The organism is Actinomadura sediminis, from assembly GCF_042675525.1.
GTDB lineage: Bacteria > Actinomycetota > Actinomycetes > Streptosporangiales > Streptosporangiaceae > Spirillospora > Spirillospora sediminis.
Genome location: NZ_JBHTJA010000009.1, coordinates 82,818 through 100,070, shown reverse-complemented (window position 1 = coordinate 100,070; position 17,253 = coordinate 82,818). Strand labels below are relative to the sequence as shown.

Genomic DNA, 17,253 nt, shown 5'->3' with positions numbered 1-17,253 from the left:
CCATTTCATGCACTGGTCGCCTCCGTGTCGGTTCTGCGGATCTGGACGTCGCGGGGCCTCCCGGACACGCGCGCGGCCTCCTCGCGCGCGAGCCGCCCCACCAGCCGGACGGCCTCGTCCAGCGCGGCGGTCACCGGTGCGGACAGCCCCATCCGCTCCCCGACGTCCGCGGGCCGGCACCCGACGACGAGGACGCGCCCCACCCGGCCGCCCAGCCTGTGCAGCAGGCGCAGCACCGCGAGCGGATGCATGCCGTGGCCGTCCACCGGGGGCGCGCCGAACGCGCCGCCGTCGTCCGCGCCGTCCGCGTCCGCCCCGGCGCCGGTCGCGTCGAGGACGGCCAGCTCGCCGGGCCCCGCGCCGTCGAGCGGGACGGCGTCCACCATGATCAGCGTGTCGTGGCGGCCGTCGAGCAGTTCGTAGGCGAGGTGGACGCCGCGGATGCCGTAGTCGGTGACGTCCACGTTCTCCGGCAGGCCCGGCGCGTCCAGCCGCCGGACGACCTCGACTCCGAAGCCGTCGTCGCCCAGGAAGATGTTGCCGATGCCCGCGACGAGCACCCGGCCCGGCCCCGTCACCGCACGCTCCGCTCGTCCGCGAGCGGACCGTCCGGGAGCGGCCCGTCCGGGAGCGGCTCCACCTCGTCGGGCGCGAAGTACCGGAACCGCCCGTACCAGCGGTTCAGCTCGGAGGCCGGGTCGTCCTCGAGGGAGACCGCGAGGTGGCACGCGTCGTCGACGTCGGTCAGGACGGCCTCGACGGTCGCGGCGCGGCCGTCGAGGAACCGGTCCTGCGGATCGGTGCCGTGCGGCCGCGGGCGCAGCCGCACGCGGCTGCCGCGCGTCACCGCGACGCCGTCCACCAGCACCGTGCCGGAGCCGGCCGGGCCGTCCTGCGGCTTCGGCAGCGGACCCCGGGACCGGACGGCGCCGTGCAGCCGCCCGAGCACCTCGTGCGGCATCCCGTCGACCCGGTCGAGGATCTCGGCGGCGCGGGGGTCGGTGGCCCGCGCCTCCCGCTTCTCCGCGTCGGTCAGCGTCATCGTCCGCAGCGACAGGATCTCGTCGATCTCCGTCGCGTCGTGCAGGTCGCCGGGGCTCTCCGGCGCGATCCGCGGGTGGTCGTACAGCAGGATCGGCGCGGACAGGACGAGCCCGCGCTCGCCCTCGGGCCCGGCGAGCACCGGGAACGCGTGCACGTTCGCGCATTCGCGGGTGGCGTGCTCGGCCCACTGCGGCGGGTCCAGCAGCGACACGAAGGCCCCGTCGACGGCGGCGATCATCGTGTGCGCGGCGAGCAGCGACCAGCGCAGCGCCTCGTCCCGGGACGCGGCGGCCCGGTCGGCGGTGTGCCCGTTCTCGACCCGGACCCGCAGCCGGTGCAGCGGGAACGGCGCGTCGCAGCGGGACGCGGACAGCGTCACGACCGCGTCGACGTCGAGACGGCGCCGGACGACCCGGCCGCCCCCGGGGCGCCCGGGCGGCGCGACGTCCTCGTGCTCCTCGCCCGCCGGGGCGCGGACGGCGAACCGCCGCTCGCCCGCGAGCAGGTCGGCCAGCGGCGCCGCGACGTCGAACTCGTGCGGGACCGCCTCGTCGAACGGCACGTGCGGGCCGAGCGCGGCGACGTCCTCGAACGTCCCGTCGGGGCGGCGGCGCTCGACCGTCCGGCGCTGGACCTGCAGGAACCGCAGCCGGCAGGTGATCGCGGCGTCGTCGGACGCCTCCAGCAGGCATTCGGTCTGCTGCCACCACGACTCGGCGGACCCGGCGACGCCCGTGTCGTCGAGCCCGTGCGCGTCCGCCCACGAGCGCGGCGTGAGCACCCCGAACTGCCAGCGGACCCGGTTCTTGCCCGACGAGCGGCGGTACGGGTACAGCAGGTAGCCCTCGTACAGGATCGCGTCGGCAACCGCCCGCACGCTCTCGAAACCGGTCGCCGCCATCGCCTCTCTCCCACTGCCCGGAACGCCCCGCGCGCCCTTTTTCGGGTCTATCAACGGGCCGGCGATCCGCGTAAGTGGCACCCGCCGATAAGTGACGGCGTCACCTACCGGTTCGGCGCGCGGCGTGCTGTAATCGCGTGACGCGGAACTGCGGCAGTCCGGGGGGCCGGGATGGGAAGGCGCAGGCGGCGGCGGTACGGCAGGGTCGTCCGGGCGGGCGCCCGCGGCGGTGTCGCGGCCATGGCGATGACCGGGCTGCGCACGGTCACCGCGGCCACCGTGCCGCGGCAGACGAGCCCGCCGGCGGCCATTGTCGAAGAGAACGCCCCGCAACGGTTGAGGAAATTGCCAAAACGGCAACGCGAAGCATTGACCGAAATCTTTCACTGGATTTACGGGGCGGGCGGCGGCGTGCTTTTCGGACTCCTGCCGGACCGGGTCCGCGGCCGGCGCCTGGCCGGCCCGGCGTACGGGCTGGCGGTCTGGCTCGGCTACGAACTGGTCGTCGGTCCCGCCCTCGGCGTCGAGCACTCCCGGCACCGCCGCGAGACCTGGCGGGCGGCCGTCGCGCTCGACCACCTGCTCTACGGCGTCGTCGTCGCCGGCCGCCTCGCCCCCGAGCCGGCCGCCGTCACGCGGCCCCGCCGGCGCCTTCCCCGTCTTCCCGGACGCGGCGCATGAAGTAGTGGACGGTGACGATCGCCAGCAGCGGCCCCCAGGCGAGGAACGGCGCGTAGGCGAGCGTCATCACCCAGGCCGCGGCGCCCTCCGGGGCCTCCGGCGCCGACATCGCGTCCGACCAGTTCGCGGCCGACGCGAACCCGATCAGCGTCACCGCGACCGCGCCCAGCGACGCCGCGCCGACCGCGAACGCCACCGGCACGCGGCGCCCGCCGACCAGCGGCAGCCACCGGGGGAACACCTCGCCCCACGGCCGCACCAGGCCGAGCGTGAGCAGCGCGAGGCACTCGGCGAGGACGCTCAGCGCGAACACGTACGGGGTGCCGATCGGGTGCGGGAAGTCCACCATGTCACCGCCCTCGGCGAAGCCGAGCGGCACGCCGAGGCCGAGGGCGATCCGCCAGAGCCCGGACGGCAGCACGGTCAGCGGGACGAGGCGCGCGACCCGGTCGGCCCACCGGGGCACGGGCCGCCCGGTGCCGGTAGGGCCCGCGTCGGGCCGGGCGGCGGCGGGCTGTGCGGTGGCGGTCATGACGGCCTCCTGGGGCGCTGCTCGGGACGCCTCCATGCTCGCCACCGCGCCCCTTCGGGCACGTCCCTCGCGGGTACCCGGCGCTCACCCGCGCGGGGGAAACCGGCGGCGACGGCTCAGCCGCCGCGCGCCTCGCGCTCGATGCGGTCGAACTGGGCGCCCATCGCCTCGGCGAGCGCGTTCGCGCCCGACAGCGGCCGCACCATCACCATGAACTCGGTGATCTTCCCGTGCGCGTCGTGCCGGATGAAGTCGCAGCCGTCCAGTTCCCGGTCGCCGACGCGGGTTTTGAACACCAGCGCGTGCTCCCGGCCGTCCGCGCCGTCCAGCTCGCTCACGTAGCGGAAGTCCTCGAACACCCGGAACACGCCCCGCAGGATCGCGGCGGTGATCGCCTTGCCCTCGTAGGGCCGGTGCGCGACCGGGCTGACGAACACGACGTCGTCGGCCAGCAGCGCGATCGCGCCGTCGACGTCGCCCGCCTCCACGGCCTTCCGAAACGCGTGCATGTCCCACCTCCATACTCAATTCGTTTACTAGGTGCGGACGACACTATCTCCTAGTCAACTCATTGAATAGTCAACGCGGTTGGTAGGTTGGCCGGCATGGCACTGCGACACGCGGTCCTGGCCGCGCTGCTGGAGGGCGAGGCGTCCGGCTACGACCTCGCCAAGATCTTCGACTCCTCGGTCGCGAACTTCTGGATGGCCACGCCGCAGCAGCTCTACCGCGAGCTCGACCGCATGGCGGCCGAGGGGCTCGTCGCCGCCCGCGTCGTCCGGCAGGAGCGCAGGCCCGACAAGCGGCTGTTCACGCTCACCGATGCCGGGCGCCGCGCCCTGCACGACTTCACCGCCGCGCCGCCGCGCCCCGGCGCGATGCGCGACGACCTGCTCGTCCAGGTCCAGGCCGTCGACGCGGGCGACGCCGACGCCGTCCGCCGCGCCGTCGCCGAGCGGGCCGAGGGCGCGCGCGCCAAGCTCGCCCGCTACGAACGGCTCCGCACGATCCTGCTCGGCGGACGCACCGAGGAGGAGCACCTCGCGCACGCCGAACGCGTCGGCCCGTACCTGACCCTGCTCGGCGGGATCGCCTTCGAGCAGGAGAACGTCCGGTGGGCCGAACGCGTCCTCGACGTCCTGCGGCGCCGCTCGTCCAGCCGGACCTGACCCGCCGGCTACCGGACGGGGTGGCGCAGGATCGGCAGGAGATCGTTGCTCACGGCTCCAGCCCGGCGTCTCCCCCGGTGGGAGAGTCCACCGGCCGCCGCGACGCGGTTCGGCGGGTCACCGTTCGCGCGCCGCGGTTCAGGGGGTCGCGGTCGGCCGGGCGTTGAGGCCGGTGCACTCGCGCAGGCCGTTCCAGCGCTTCACCTCGGCCTTCGCCGCCGAGCCCTTGAGCGGGATCGGGACGCCGCCCTGGATGCTGACGGGCATCCACTTGTCCTTGGTGACCTTGCCGTCCTCCACCCTCAGCGCCAGGATTCCCGAGCGCGCGCTCTGGCCCCGCGCGGAGGAGAACAGGAAGTTGCCCATGCCGTAGTGGATGTAGGCGCCGTTGTCCATGTAGCCGCCGCCCAGGGGGATGTGGGCGTGGCCGCCGACGATGATGTCGGCGCCCGCGGCGGTGAGCTCCTGGGCGAGCGTCTTCTGGCGCGGCAGCGGGCAGGGGTTGAGCTCCTGCCCCCAGTGCACGTGGACGACGACGAGGTCGGAGCCCTCCGCGGCCTCCTTCACCGCCTGCACCATGCGCGGGACGTCCTTGGCGGACGCGAGCCCGGGCTTGGTGTCGGTGGCCGTCCACTCCTGGATCAGGTGGTCGTCGAGGACCTGGGTGGCGCCGACGATCGCGATCTTGTTGCCCTTCACGGTGACCCGGTACGGCTTGTACGCCTCGGCGGCGTTCATCCCGATCCCGACGGTCGGGAACCTGCTCTTCTTGATCGCCGCCATGGAGTCGCGCAGCCCCGACACCCCGTAGTCCATGCCGTGGTTGTTCGCCATGGACGTCACGTCCACCCCGGCGGCCTTCAGCGCGGTGAACGCCGACGCCGGGGCGCGGAACGCGTACGTCTTCGGGGCCTTCGTCCCGCCCTCGGTGATCGCCGTCTCCAGGTTCACCATGGCGAGGTCGGCCTTGCGCAGGGTCTTCGCGGTCGGCCCGAGCGCGGTCTCGGGCTCCCGCAGACGGGCCCGGAGCTGGTCGTGGAAGTGGGTGTCGCCCGCGAACGCCAGCACGATCGGCTGCTTGGCGGGTTCGGACGGGCTGGGCGGGGCGGCCGGCGGCGCCGAGCTCGCCGGGGAGGTGGCGCCCGCGGCCGGGGGCGTGTCCCCGCCCGTCAGCCCGCACGCCGCCGAGGCGAGCAGCGTCCCCCCGGCCGCGGCGGCCGCCGCGATCCTGCTCCGCCGCATGTTCCCGCGCACCTTGTTCATGTGGACCGGCCTCCGCTCGGGCTCGCGTGACGGGACGAGCATGCCATGCGAGTACCACTGCGATGGCCCGCGACCTGCGCGTTCGGCGAAATGGTGATGCAGGTGAGACCTCCCGCGCACGTCCGGTCCGGCGCCGGGCGCCCCGCTAAGCCTGTACGATTCGTTTTCTTGAATCATTCGTGTTTAGGGGGTACGTTGGGTCGCATGACCGCCACCGAGACGCCGAGCATCGCCGCCGAACTGCGCGGCGCCGGGCTGCGCGTGACGGCGGCCCGGGTCGCCATCCTCGACACCGTCCGCGCCGGGAACCACCTCGGCGTCGACGCCGTCGCCGAAGGGGCCCGCGAGCGCGTCGGCCACGTCTCGCTGCAGGCCGTCTACGACGCCCTGCACGCGATGACCGCGGCGGGACTGGTGCGGCGGATCGAACCGGCCGGCAGCCCCGCCCGGTTCGAGGGCCGCACCGGCGACAACCACCACCACCTCGTCTGCCGCCGCTGCGGAGCGGTCCGGGACGTCGACTGCGCCGTGGGGCACCCGCCCTGCCTGGACCCCGTCGACGACTCCGGATTCCTCGTCGACGAGGCGGACGTCACGTTCTGGGGCCTGTGCCCCGCCTGCCGTCCCGACGCGGCGACCGCGGGCCGCGGATGAGCGCCGTCCGCGCATCCGGGCCCCCGACCGGCACGAACCCGTTCAGCGGAACGTCAACCCCGCGCACCACCATGCACCAGAGAGGAACCGCGCCCATGTCCGAGAGGCCGACCACCACCACCGACGCCGGGATCCCCGCCCCGAGCGACGCGCACTCCCAGTCCGTCGGCCCGAACGGCCCCCTGCTGCTGCAGGACCATTACCTCATCCAGAAGATGGCGCACTTCAACCGCGAGCGCGTCCCCGAGCGCGTCGTCCACGCCAAGGGCGGTGGCGCGTACGGCGTTCTGGAGATCACCGAGGACGTCAGCCAGTTCACCCGGGCGAAGCTGTTCCAGAAGGGCGCCCGCACCGAGTCGCTGGTGCGGTTCAGCTCCGTCGCCGGCGAGCTCGGCTCGGCGGACGCGGGCCGCGACCCGCGCGGCTTCGCGATCAAGTTCTACACCGAGGAGGGCAACTACGACCTCGTCGGCAACAACACCCCGGTCTTCTTCATCCGCGACCCGCAGAAGTTCTCCGACTTCATCCACTCGCAGAAGCGCCGCGCCGACAACCACCTGCGCGACAACAACATGCAGTGGGACTTCTGGACGCTCTCGCCCGAATCGGCCCACCAGGTGTCCTGGCTGATGACCGACCGCGGCACCCCCGCGTCGTGGCGGCACATGAACGGGTACGGCTCCCACACGTTCCTCTGGTACAACGCCGCCGGTGAGAAGTTCTGGGTGAAGTACCACTTCAAGACCGACCAGGGCATCAAGAACTTCACCGCCGAAGAGGCCGACGCCCAGGACCCGGACGTCCACATCCGTGACCTGTACACCGCGATCCAGCGCGGCGACCACCCGTCCTGGACGGTGCAGGTGCAGATCATGCCGTTCGAGGACGCGGCCGACTACCGGTTCAACCCGTTCGACCTCACCAAGGTGTGGCCGCACGGCGACTACCCGCTGATCACCATCGGGAAGTGGACGCTGAACCGGAACCCGGAGAACTACTTCGCCGAGATCGAGCAGGCCGCGTTCGAGCCCGCCAACTTCGTCCCCGGCATCGGCCCCTCCCCGGACAAGATGCTGCAGGGCCGGCTGTTCTCCTACCCGGACGCCCACCGGTACCGGATCGGCGCGAACTACCTGCAGCTTCCGGTGAACCGCCCGCACTCGCCCGTCCACACCTACAACAAGGACGGCGCGATGGCGTACCACAACTCCGGCGACCCGGTGTACGCGCCGAACTCCGTCGGCGGCCCGCAGGCCGACCCGGAGCTGTGGAAGGGCGAGGGCTACGAGGTCGCGGGCGAGATCGTCCGCAGCGCCTACCGGCTGCACAGCGAGGACGACGACTTCGTGCAGCCGCGCGCCCTGTGGGAGAAGGTCCTCGGCGAGACCGACCGCGACCACATGGTGCACAACATCCTGCTGCACGCGAACGCGCCCGAGGTCACGGCCGACATGAAGAAGCGCGTGGCCGAGTACTGGCGCAACGTCCAGAAGGACCTGGGCGACCGCGTCGCGCAGGGCCTCGGCGTCAACGGCTCCTGACCCTCCCCGCGTGACGAGCCAGGGGCGGCCCCGGACGGGGCCGCCCCTTTCCATGTCACCCCGCTTCCCCGCCGCTCCCTACTTCGCGGGGGGGATCTGCCCGGCCCGGTCGGTCACCGCCATGCGGATCTCGGCCGCCGCGTAGAGCACGTCGCCGTGCTCGCCGGGTACGTCCTCCGCGCCCGGCGAGGCGGACGCGCCCGGCGGGCGCCACGTGCCCTTCATGTCGACGATCTCGCGTTCGCCGAGGAACGCGTACGTCTCGGCGTCGAAGATCAGCTCGTGCCGCACCCCCTGCCACGTCTGCCCCACGGCGATGCCCGCCCGGCCGGCCAGGTCCGTCACGTCGCGGATCACGGTGACGCCGGGGATCCCGGCCGCCGCCGCGAAGAGCACCGACAGCGTCTCCGGCTCGACGTAGCGTTCCCTGATCGTGTCCCCGACCGTGATGAAGGCCTGCACGTCCGGCGGGTTGTCGCCGTTGGAATGCCGGTAGAGCCACCGGCGCATCTCCGCGACGCCGGACGGCAGACCGCGCACCCGGACGTCCCCGTTGCCGCAGTCGGCCGGGGCGTCCGCGGGATCGACCGGCAACGGCCGTCCGGTCTCGATCGCGGCGTTCTCCCGCTCCTTCCACGCCGCGTTGCCCGCGCACGTCCACACGCCGTCGTCGGTCTCGGAGTTGCGGATCAGCCCGGCGCGGCTCCCGTCGACCGAGAACCAGGCGCGGCGCAGGTCGGTCCTCCCGTACTGGTACTGCTTCGACTCGAAGTAGAAGAACTGGTCGGGTCGCGGGCGCAGGACGGGGGTCGCGGCGGCGGCGCGGGACGCCCGGTTCAGGACCTCGACCGCGCCGACGTTCAGCGTCGCCGAGGGGGACGGGCCCGCCGGCGGGGAGCCGCCCGGCGCGACGGCGATCGCCACGGCCGTCCCGAAGGCCAGCCCGAACGCCGCGACGGCGACGGCGGCGCGGCGCGGGCGCGGCGACCGGGCGGGCGCGGCCCCGGAGTCCGCGAGCTCGGTGAGCAGGTGGGCGCGGCGGACCTGGTGCCGGCCGGGCGGCAGGTCGCGGCGCGGCGGGGGTGCGAGATCGTTCATGATGCCTCCTCCGTAAGGCTCAGGGTCGGCCGCTCGGCTCCTCCGCCGGTCGCCGGCGGATCCGGCGCTGTGTCCGGTCGCGCTGTGTCCGGTCGCGCTGTGTCCGGTCGCGCGGTGCCCGCGGGGCCGGGGACGTCCCGGAGCCGCGCCCGCGCCCGCGCCAGCCGGGACCGGACGGTGCCGATCGGGACGCCCAGCGCCGCCGCGGCCTCTGCGTAGTCGAGCCCCTCCCACGCGCAGAGGACGAGCACCTCCCGCTGCCTGCGGGGGAGCTTCCGGATCGCGGCCGTGACCTCGCGCATCCGGCGTTCGGCGTCCAGCCGCGCCGCCGCCTCGTCCGCGCCGTCCGGCGGGGAAACGGGCGCGGGGATGCGCGCGAGGGCGTCCCGGTGCCGCCGCAGGCTCCGCCGGTGGTTGTTCAACACGTTGGTCGCCACGCCGTACAGCCAGGGCAGCAGCGAGTCGGACGGCGGGTCCACCTGCGCGCGGCGGCGCCAGGTCTCCAGGAAGACGACCGAGGTCAGGTCCTCCGCCTCCGACCAGCTCGCCGTCCGGCGGAAGCAGTAGTTGTAGACGGTGCGCGCGTGCCGGTCGAACAGCACCGCGAAGGCGTGTTCATCCCCGTCGCGGGCGCGCCGCCACAACTCGGCGTCCGTGGGGGTGTGCGGGTTCATAACCGTGTTGTGTCCGCTCACCGATCGAGGTTCCAGGAACGTCGATTACATCCGGCGTCATGGCGTGCGGCCACCTGTTCGGCGACCCGCCGGCGATCCCGATGCCCGACCTCGACCGCACCGACCACCTGCCGATGCCGGGCGCGAACCCCCTCGAGTCCGACGGCGGCGTCTGCTCGTCCCCCGAATTCCCGGACGGCTCAAAGCGATCAAGGCGTGCGGCGCCCCTTGCAAAAAGCTCACTAACACCAAATACCGCCGCTGAGCGCGACGGTATTGGCGATGACCCCCGAATGGGTTTTCTTAGGTGTAATTGGCGAACTGTGTGTAGTCGTTCCAGATGTAGCCCTTGGTGCCAGTGCAGCAGTCCGAGTGCCACCACAGGTTCCCGTAACTGTTCACGCATCGCTTGTCGACACGGAAAAGCGTACGGTACGACCACCTGTCGATCACTCTGGACGACCCGTAATAACTGGTGTGCACCGCCGCGCCGCCGGGCTCGATGACCCGCCTCATATGCGGCGTCCAGTCCTGGCACCCGGCCGCCAGGGGAGTGGCTGCGGCCTTCTCGCTCGCCGTTGCGCTCGGAATGGCGAACGTAACAGGCGCCCAACCCACGGTGAGCGCCACGGCCGCCATGGACGCGATTCGCTTGCTCTTCGCCCGCATTTCGAACTCCCTTCGGGGGGATCTTGCACTTTGATCATCAGCGTGCCGTGATCGCCTGTCAAGTCCCTAATTGGAGGTTTATTTCGATGACCCGGGGGGCACCCCGTGCATTGTCGCGGTCGACGACAGGCTCCGATCGTCAAGTTGTGCCAGATCACGACGCGTGAGGCCGACAACCGCTGCGCGCGGGCGGACGACCTCCGGCGTGCGGAATCTCGGGCGCCCGGGCGAGATAAATGGCCGTGAAAGCCCGCGAGCGGCTGACGTTTATGAACCGGAATGTGTCGACCGTCCACTCTGGCCGCAAGCGCCGCTCGGTGGTCGACGTAGATGAGAGCGTGCACCCGCACTCGATGACGTCGTCGTGCAGCCGGTAGGCGCTGCGGACGATCTCGCCCGCGACCTCGCAGCCCTCGCCCTTCCACGGCTCCGGGTCGGCCTCCGGCCCGCCGCCGGTGTGCGGCTGTAGCAGGCCCGCTACTCGGCGTCGGTGAGACTGTGCGCGTTCATAGTCGCCTTGTGTCCGCTCACCGATCGAGGTTCCGGGAACGTCGATTACATCCCGGGTCATGGCACTTGGCAGGAACTCGCGGCATCATGAGAAACCGATTCCAGTTCGGTTAGGGGATGTCCAGATGGGCGAACGCACGGCCTTCCGCACCTGTCCGCTCTGCGAGGCCCTCTGCGGCCTGGAGCTCACCCTGGACGGCTCGGGCCGCGTCACCCGGGTCCGCGGCGACGAGCACGACCCGTTCAGCAAGGGGTTCATCTGCCCCAAGGGCGCGACCCTCGGCAGCCTCGACGGCGACCCCGACCGGCTCGCGGAACCGCTCGTCCGCAAGGGCGACGAGCACGCTCCGGCGAGCTGGGACGAGGCGTTCGAGGCGGTCCGCGCCGGGATCGCCGGCGTGGTCGAACGGCACGGCCGCGACGCCGTCGCGGTCTACGTCGGGAACCCGACGGCCCACTCGATCGCCGGGCCGCTCTACGTGGGCGCGCTCGTCAAGGCCCTCGGCACCCGCAACCTCTACACGGCGAGCACCGTCGACCAGATGCCGAAGCACACGTCGTGCGGCCACATGTTCGGCGACCTCCTGGCGATCCCCGTCCCCGACCTGGACCGCACCGACCACCTGCTGATGCTCGGCGCGAACCCGCTGGAGTCGAACGGGAGTCTCTGCTCGGCCCCCGACTTCCCCGGCCGGCTCAAGGCGATCAGGGCGCGCGGCGGCAAGGTCACCGTCGTCGACCCGCGCCGCACCCGCACCGCCGCGCTCGCCGACGAGCACCTGTTCATCCGGCCCGGCACCGACGCGTTCTTCCTCATCGCGCTCGTCCACACCCTGTTCGCCGAGGACCTCGTGTCCGGCCCGCCGGACGGCCCGGACGGCCCCCGCGCCAACGGGCTCGACGACCTGCGCGCCCTCGTCGCCGACTTCGCGCCCGAACGGGTCGCCGACGTCACCGGGGTCCCCGCCGGCGTGATCCGCCGCACCGCCCGGGAACTGGCCGCCGCGCCGCGCGCCGCCGTCTACGGGCGCATGGGCACCACCACCCAGGCGTTCGGGACGGTGAACAGCTGGCTCGTCGACGTCCTCAACGCCCTCACCGGCAACCTCGACCGCCCCGGCGGCGCGATGTTCCCGAAGCCCGCGCACGTCCCCGCGTACCGGCGGCGCAGGCCGTTCACGACGGGACGGTGGCGCAGCCGCGTCCACGGGCTGCCCGAGGTGAACGGCGAACTGCCGGTCGCCACGCTCGCCGACGAGATCGAGACGCCGGGCGACGGGCAGGTCAGGGCGTTGATCACCATCGGCGGGAACCCGGCGCTGTCCGCGCCGAACTCCGCGCGGCTCGACCGCGCGTTCGCCGGGCTCGAGTTCATGGTGTCGGTCGACCCGTACCTGAACGAGACGACCCGGCACGCGAGCGTCGTGCTGCCCCCGCCCCGTCCCGTCCAGACCCCGCACTACGACATCTCCCTCACCGCGCTCGCCGTCCGGAACTACGCCCGCTACTCGCCGCCCGCGGTGCCCCTGGACGGGCGGCCGAGCGAGGCGGAGATCATCGCGCGGCTCGCGTCGCAGGCGTCCGGGACGGACGGCGACCCCGCCGCCCTCGACGACGCGATCATCGCGTCGACGCTGGCGAAGGCCGCCGCGCACGAGGGGTCGCCGGTGCACGGCCGCGACCCCGGGGAGATGCACGCGATGCTCGCCGGGTCCGGTACCCCGGCCGAGCGGCGGCTCGACATGATGCTGCGGCTCGGCCCGTACGGCGACGCGTTCGGCGCCGTCCCGGACGGCCTCACCCTCGGCCGGCTCCGCACCGACCACCCGCACGGCGTCGACCTCGGCGCCCTCGAACCCCGCCTCGGGGAAGTGCTCTGCACGGCGTCCGGCCGGGTCGAACTGTGCCCGCCGCCGCTCGCCGCCGACGTCGACCGCCTCCGCGCCGCGCTGGCGGACGGGCCGCACACCGGGACCGTCCTGATCGGCCGCCGCCACCTGCGGTCCAACAACAGCTGGCTGCACAACGTCCCCGAGCTGGTGCGCGGCTCCAACACGTGCACGCTCCACCTGCACCCCGACGACGCCTCCCGCCTCGGCGTCGCGGCCGGTGACGGCGTCCGGGTGACGTCGCGGGCGGGCTCGGTCGAGGCGGTCGCCGAACCGACCGACACGATCATGCCGGGCGTCGTCAGCCTCCCGCACGGCTGGGGCCACGACCGTCCCGGCACCCGGACGGGCGTCGCGCGGCGGCACCCGGGCGTGAACGTCAACGCCGTCACCGACGAGCGGGACATCGACCCGCCGTCGGGCACCGCGGTGCTCAACGGCGTGCCGGTCACCCTGGAACGCGTGGGCTGACGCCGGTCACGCCGTCCCGAACAGCTCCGCGAACACGTCCGTCATCATCGCGCGCCCCTTGTACTCGCCGACCTGCGCGGCCGGGAGCGGCATCGCCGTCCCGTCCGCGCCGGGCATCTGGCCGACGCCGCCGTCCGGGCCGAGCGGCAGCAGGATCCCCCGGACGGGCGACGGCGTGTAGACCGACGGCGGCGCCTCGCCCCGCACCTGCGCGGCGATGTTCGCCGCGATCACGTCCGCGTGCCGCATCGCGTGCCCCGCCATCTTCGCCTCGGGCACGTCGGTGATGTCGCCGAGTGCGTAGACGTGCCCGTGCCCGTGGACGCCGAGCCGCCCGGTGACCCGCAGCCGCCCGTCCCCGGTCCGCACGTCGCCCAGGCCGCCCCCGAGGTAGTCGCCGTTCGGGCGCACGCCGTGGGCGCGGAACCAGATGTCCGCGGTGATCTCCGCGTCGCCCGCCCGGACGGTGAACGTCCCGGCGACCGCGGGTTCGACCGGCGGCGCCGCGAGGGACGTCCCCGTCCGCAGGTCCACGTCCAGCTCCGCGAGCTGCCGGTGCAGTTCCTCCCGCACCTCCGGCAGCAGGTCGGGGAGGAGTTCGGCGGCCGGGTCGACGATCGTCACGCGTTTCTCCGGCCAGACGGCCTTGATCTCCCCGGCCAGTTCCAGCCCGACCGGCCCGGCGCCGGCGATCAGCACCCGGCCGGCGCCCGCCAGGTCCTTGTGCGTGGCGCGGAGCCGCTCCAGCGCCTCCGCCGAGTCGTCGCTCTCGATCTTCGCCGGGTACGGGTACCCCGAGCCGGTCGCGAGGACGATGTAGTCGGCGTCCACCCGCGTCCCGGACGCCAGCGTCACGCCGCGCGGGTCCACCGCGGCCGCCCGGTCGCGCACCACCCGCCCGCGCCGCAGCAGCCGGTCGTACGGAAAGAAGATGTTCGCGGCCCAGTCCGGCTGGACGAGCGCGCGCAGCGACCCCGCGGCGTGCACGAACGCGTCCCGCGGCTCGATCAGCACGACGTCGGCGTCGGCGTCCAGCGCCTTGGCGACGGCGGCCCCGCCGTACCCGCCGCCGACCACCGCAACGGTGCGACTCATGGTCCTCAACTCCCGCAAATTGATTCGTAGTACGAACTGTACGTGTTGCGAACTTTATTGGTTCGTACTGCGAACGTCAACGGGTGCCGGACGGCGGGCTCAGGACACCGGCCGATCGCCCTCCGGCCCCGCCTCGGCGTCGCCCGAGGCCGTCTCGGTGTTGACGTAGAGGATCTCGCGGGCCTGCTCGGCGGCGCGGAGGATGCTCTCGCCGACGTAGTCGACGAAGCGGGCGATGCTCTCGAGACGGACGGCGGCCGGAGTGTCGGAGCCGAGGACGGCGGGGCCCTGCCGTGCGATCTCCACGAGCGCCGTGAGGGACCGCGCGCTGCCGACCATCGACTGGTACCAGAGCTCGTCGTCGACGGCGTACCGCTCGCGGCGGCCCTCGTCGCGAATCCGGCGGACGAGGTCCTGGCTCTCGAGGTACTTGATCGTCTTGGAGATGGACGCCGGGCTGACCTGCAGGCGCTCGACGAGCTCGGCGGCGGTCAGGCTGCCGGAATCGGTGGTGTAGAGGCAGACCAGCACCCGGGCCATCATCTTGTTGGACAGGCCCGACTGCATGAGGACGTCGGTGAACCTCTCCTCGTACTCGCCGAGGGCCTCAGCGTCGCGCCCGTCCGCCTGCGCGACCGTCCCCGCCCCCTTGCCGGACGCGGGCCTGCGCCGGCGGGTGCGGCGCTCGGTCGCCCGATGGGCCAGGTCGGCGCGGTACCCGGCGGGACCGCCGTTGCGCAACACCTCGCGCGTGATCGTGGAGGTGGGCCGGTCGAGACGCCTGGCGATCTCGGCGTAGGCGAGGCCGTCGGCCAGCCCGAGTGCGATCTGCTGGCGGTCCTGCTGGGTGAGCCTGCCTCCCGGCATCCCGGCCTCCTTCACGTCGTCCGATACCCGCACCCTAGCGTTCACGCACAGTCTATTGCAACGCACGAGGCTTGCACGTTGCATTCCAGCCAATGATCAATGCAACGAAATTCTGAGATTGACCTGCGATGACGCACGTACAATGCAAACTTCTCGTTGCAGAAATCGTGAAGGCAACGTAGCTTTTGCGTTGTCGGAAACAAGGCGAGCCGCACCGAGGAGAGCACGATGAACACGTTCCAGACCCCCGCCCCGATCGCGACCGTGGTGAACGTCCCGGCGGGCCGGGTGCAGATGATCGCGGCCGACCGCGACGACACGCAGGTCGAGGTCCGCCCGGCCGACCCCTCCCGGGGGCGGGACGTCAAGGCGGCCGAGCAGACCACGGTCGACTACGCGGACGGCGTCCTGCGGGTGGAGGCCCCGGCGGCCGGCAACCAGTACTTCGGCCGCTCCGGTTCGGTCGAGGTCACGGTGAAGCTGCCCGCCGGTTCGCGGGTCGAGGCCCGCGCCGCGAGCGCGGAGTTCCGCGCGGTGGGCCGGCTGGGCGACGTCGCCTTCGACGGCGCGCACGGCCGGGCCAAGATCGACGAGGCCGCCGGCGTCCGCCTCACCGCGCTCGACGGCGATGTGGAGGTCGTCCGGCTGACGGGTCCGGCGGAGATCAGCACCCAGCGCGGCGACATCCGGATCGCCGAGGCCGGTGGCGGCTCGGTGGTGCTGTCGACGCAGTCCGGTGACATCTCGGTGGGTGCGGCGGCGGGTGTGTCGGCCACCCTGGACGCCCAGACGGGACACGGTCGCGTCAGCAACGCCCTGAAGAACGACGGCACCGCCGGCCTCACCATCAAGGCCACCACCTCCCACGGTGACATCACCGCCCGCAGCCTCTGAACGGCGCCGGCAAGACCACCACCGTGCAGATCCTGTCCACCCTGACCCGCGCCATCGCCGCCGCCTGGTGCACCGCCATCGCCATCGCCTCCTACCTCCGGGTTCGCAACACCTACAACAAGGCCCGACCGTGAAACCGGCCGACAGGGCCGCCAGACCCCACCGGTCTGACGGCCCTGAACCCTTTCCGGCCGCCGCATCGATCCGGCCACGGTTTAGCGGTTCGCGCGCCAGGTAGGTAGTTCTCACCACGGGGCAACGGCACGGACATCCCACCGCCCCCGGTTGGCCGCATGAGAACGTGACAACTAACCTCAGGGCGAGCGTCCCGATCACAGGCCGCGAGGAGGGACATGAACCGACGGGCGGGGAACATCTTCCGGCGCGCGTCCCGGCAGCGGGCGGCGGGGCGGCTCACCGACGTCACCGACGGGATCGAGCACGCACACGCGCTCGACCGCACGATCCGTGTTCTGTCCACCGGCGTGAAGCGGGTGCTGCGCCCGGGCCCGGTCAAGGACGCCCTGCACGGGGTCCCGCTCGGGCATCCGGCGCATCCGCCGCTGACCGACGTGCCGATGGGGTGCTGGATGTCGGCGGCCGTGCTGGACCTGCTGCCGGGTACCCGGCGGGCGTCCGAGGCGCTGGTCGCGGCCGGTCTCGCGGGCGCGGTCCCGACCGTGCTCACCGGCGTCGCCGACTGGTCGGCGCTGCACCGCGGGCAGCAGCGGGTCGGGCTGGTCCACGCGGGCGGGATGGCGGTCGCGACGGTGCTGTACTCGGCGTCGTACGCGGCCCGCTACCGGGGACGGGACGACGCGGGCCGCGCGCTCGGGTTCGCGGGGCTGGGGGCGCTGCTCGCGGGCAGCTACCTCGGCGGCCACCTGGCCTTCCGGCAGGCCGCCGGCGCGAGCCACGCCGACCAGGTCGCGCACCTGGTGACGCTCGGCTGGCACGACCTGTGCAAGGCCGACGAGCTGCCCGACGGCTGGCCCGTCCACCGCAGCCTCGGCTACATCAGCCTGTTCGTGCTGCGGACCGGTGACGAGGTGCACGTCCTCGCCGACCGCTGCAGCCACCTCGCGGGGCCGCTGCACCAGGGCCGCATCGTCAGCGACGACAACGCCGACCTGTGCGTCGTCTGCCCCTGGCACGGCAGCACGTTCCGCGTGCGGGACGGCTCGGTCGTCCACGGCCCGGCCACCGGACGGCAGCCGTCGTTCGAGTCGCGCGTCACCGAGAACGGCACCCTGCAGGTCCGCCCGCTCGGCTGACCCGCACCACCCGGCCCTGGGGCGCCG

The 17,253-nt window shown here is 72.9% G+C and carries 17 protein-coding genes; 7 read left to right on the top strand and 10 right to left on the bottom strand.

Translation table 11 applies throughout. The features are described from left to right. Nucleotides 1–5: 5 nt before the first annotated feature. Together ACFQ11_RS07720 and ACFQ11_RS07715 are read right to left on the bottom strand one after the other, a co-directional pair. Entirely contained in the window at nucleotides 6–578 is a 573-nt protein-coding gene (locus tag ACFQ11_RS07720) for a hydrogenase maturation protease (protein ID WP_378297228.1), read from the bottom strand. Then, nucleotides 575–1,945 (bottom strand): hypothetical protein, encoded by a 1,371-nt coding sequence (locus ACFQ11_RS07715; protein ID WP_378297227.1) that lies wholly within the window; start codon nucleotides 1,943–1,945, stop codon nucleotides 575–577. The genes ACFQ11_RS07720 and ACFQ11_RS07715 overlap by 4 nt, the downstream gene beginning before the upstream one ends. A 240-nt stretch (nucleotides 1,946–2,185) precedes the next feature. On the opposite strand from ACFQ11_RS07715, the gene ACFQ11_RS07710 reads away from it, so the two are divergent. After that, nucleotides 2,186–2,626, top strand: a complete 441-nt coding sequence (locus ACFQ11_RS07710) for a hypothetical protein (protein ID WP_378297226.1) — start codon at nucleotides 2,186–2,188, stop codon at nucleotides 2,624–2,626. Here ACFQ11_RS07710 and ACFQ11_RS07705 read toward each other — a convergent pair. After that, complete coding sequence (locus ACFQ11_RS07705; protein ID WP_378297225.1) at nucleotides 2,577–3,158, bottom strand: hypothetical protein; 582 nt, start codon at nucleotides 3,156–3,158, stop codon at nucleotides 2,577–2,579. The two genes, ACFQ11_RS07710 and ACFQ11_RS07705, sit on opposite strands and share 50 nt — an antisense overlap. Before the next feature lie 116 nt (nucleotides 3,159–3,274). Then, on the bottom strand, nucleotides 3,275–3,667 hold the full coding sequence (locus ACFQ11_RS07700) for a nuclear transport factor 2 family protein (RefSeq protein WP_378297224.1): 393 nt from the start codon (nucleotides 3,665–3,667) through the stop codon (nucleotides 3,275–3,277). Between the two features lie 96 nt (nucleotides 3,668–3,763). Here ACFQ11_RS07700 and ACFQ11_RS07695 point away from each other — a divergent pair, with 96 nt between their 5' ends. Continuing rightward, nucleotides 3,764–4,327, top strand: coding sequence for a PadR family transcriptional regulator (locus ACFQ11_RS07695; RefSeq protein ID WP_378297223.1), 564 nt, complete (start codon nucleotides 3,764–3,766; stop codon nucleotides 4,325–4,327). A 138-nt stretch (nucleotides 4,328–4,465) separates the two neighbouring features. On the opposite strand, the gene ACFQ11_RS07690 is transcribed toward ACFQ11_RS07695, so the two are convergent. After that, entirely contained in the window at nucleotides 4,466–5,569 is a 1,104-nt protein-coding gene (locus ACFQ11_RS07690; RefSeq protein ID WP_378297222.1) for a CapA family protein, read from the bottom strand. 225 nt (nucleotides 5,570–5,794) lie between these two features. Here ACFQ11_RS07690 and ACFQ11_RS07685 point away from each other — a divergent pair, with 225 nt between their 5' ends. After that, complete coding sequence (locus ACFQ11_RS07685; RefSeq protein ID WP_378297221.1) at nucleotides 5,795–6,244, top strand: Fur family transcriptional regulator; 450 nt, start codon at nucleotides 5,795–5,797, stop codon at nucleotides 6,242–6,244. 95 nt (nucleotides 6,245–6,339) lie between these two features. Continuing rightward, nucleotides 6,340–7,785 (top strand): catalase, encoded by a 1,446-nt coding sequence (locus ACFQ11_RS07680; protein WP_378297220.1) that lies wholly within the window; start codon nucleotides 6,340–6,342, stop codon nucleotides 7,783–7,785. A gap of 78 nt (nucleotides 7,786–7,863) precedes the next feature. Here ACFQ11_RS07680 and ACFQ11_RS07675 read toward each other — a convergent pair whose 3' ends face one another. The 3 genes from ACFQ11_RS07675 to ACFQ11_RS07665 form a co-directional block, all read right to left on the bottom strand. Beyond that, nucleotides 7,864–8,883, bottom strand: coding sequence for a CU044_5270 family protein (locus tag ACFQ11_RS07675; RefSeq protein WP_378297219.1), 1,020 nt, complete (start codon nucleotides 8,881–8,883; stop codon nucleotides 7,864–7,866). Continuing rightward, nucleotides 8,880–9,557: an RNA polymerase sigma factor gene (locus tag ACFQ11_RS07670; protein ID WP_378297218.1), complete on the bottom strand. Its 678-nt coding sequence runs from the start codon at nucleotides 9,555–9,557 to the stop codon at nucleotides 8,880–8,882. The genes ACFQ11_RS07675 and ACFQ11_RS07670 overlap by 4 nt, the downstream gene beginning before the upstream one ends. A 303-nt stretch (nucleotides 9,558–9,860) precedes the next feature. Beyond that, nucleotides 9,861–10,226: a hypothetical protein gene (locus ACFQ11_RS07665; RefSeq protein WP_378297217.1), complete on the bottom strand. Its 366-nt coding sequence runs from the start codon at nucleotides 10,224–10,226 to the stop codon at nucleotides 9,861–9,863. Nucleotides 10,227–10,861: 635 nt separating this feature from the next. Between ACFQ11_RS07665 and ACFQ11_RS07660 the strand changes: the two genes are divergently transcribed. Further along, nucleotides 10,862–13,096: a molybdopterin oxidoreductase family protein gene (locus ACFQ11_RS07660; RefSeq protein ID WP_378297216.1), complete on the top strand. Its 2,235-nt coding sequence runs from the start codon at nucleotides 10,862–10,864 to the stop codon at nucleotides 13,094–13,096. A gap of 6 nt (nucleotides 13,097–13,102) precedes the next feature. Here the strand turns inward: ACFQ11_RS07660 and ACFQ11_RS07655 are convergent, their stop codons facing one another. Together ACFQ11_RS07655 and ACFQ11_RS07650 are read right to left on the bottom strand one after the other, a co-directional pair. Further along, nucleotides 13,103–14,191 (bottom strand): FAD-dependent oxidoreductase, encoded by a 1,089-nt coding sequence (locus ACFQ11_RS07655; RefSeq protein ID WP_378297215.1) that lies wholly within the window; start codon nucleotides 14,189–14,191, stop codon nucleotides 13,103–13,105. 99 nt (nucleotides 14,192–14,290) lie between these two features. Then, on the bottom strand, nucleotides 14,291–15,058 hold the full coding sequence (locus ACFQ11_RS07650) for a GbsR/MarR family transcriptional regulator (protein ID WP_378297214.1): 768 nt from the start codon (nucleotides 15,056–15,058) through the stop codon (nucleotides 14,291–14,293). Nucleotides 15,059–15,286: 228 nt separating this feature from the next. On the opposite strand from ACFQ11_RS07650, the gene ACFQ11_RS07645 reads away from it, so the two are divergent. After that, a complete protein-coding gene (locus ACFQ11_RS07645; protein ID WP_378297213.1) occupies nucleotides 15,287–15,952 on the top strand; it encodes a DUF4097 family beta strand repeat-containing protein in 666 nt (221 codons plus the stop codon). A 353-nt stretch (nucleotides 15,953–16,305) separates the two neighbouring features. Next, nucleotides 16,306–17,226: a Rieske (2Fe-2S) protein gene (locus tag ACFQ11_RS07640; RefSeq protein ID WP_378297212.1), complete on the top strand. Its 921-nt coding sequence runs from the start codon at nucleotides 16,306–16,308 to the stop codon at nucleotides 17,224–17,226. Nucleotides 17,227–17,253 lie beyond the last annotated feature (27 nt).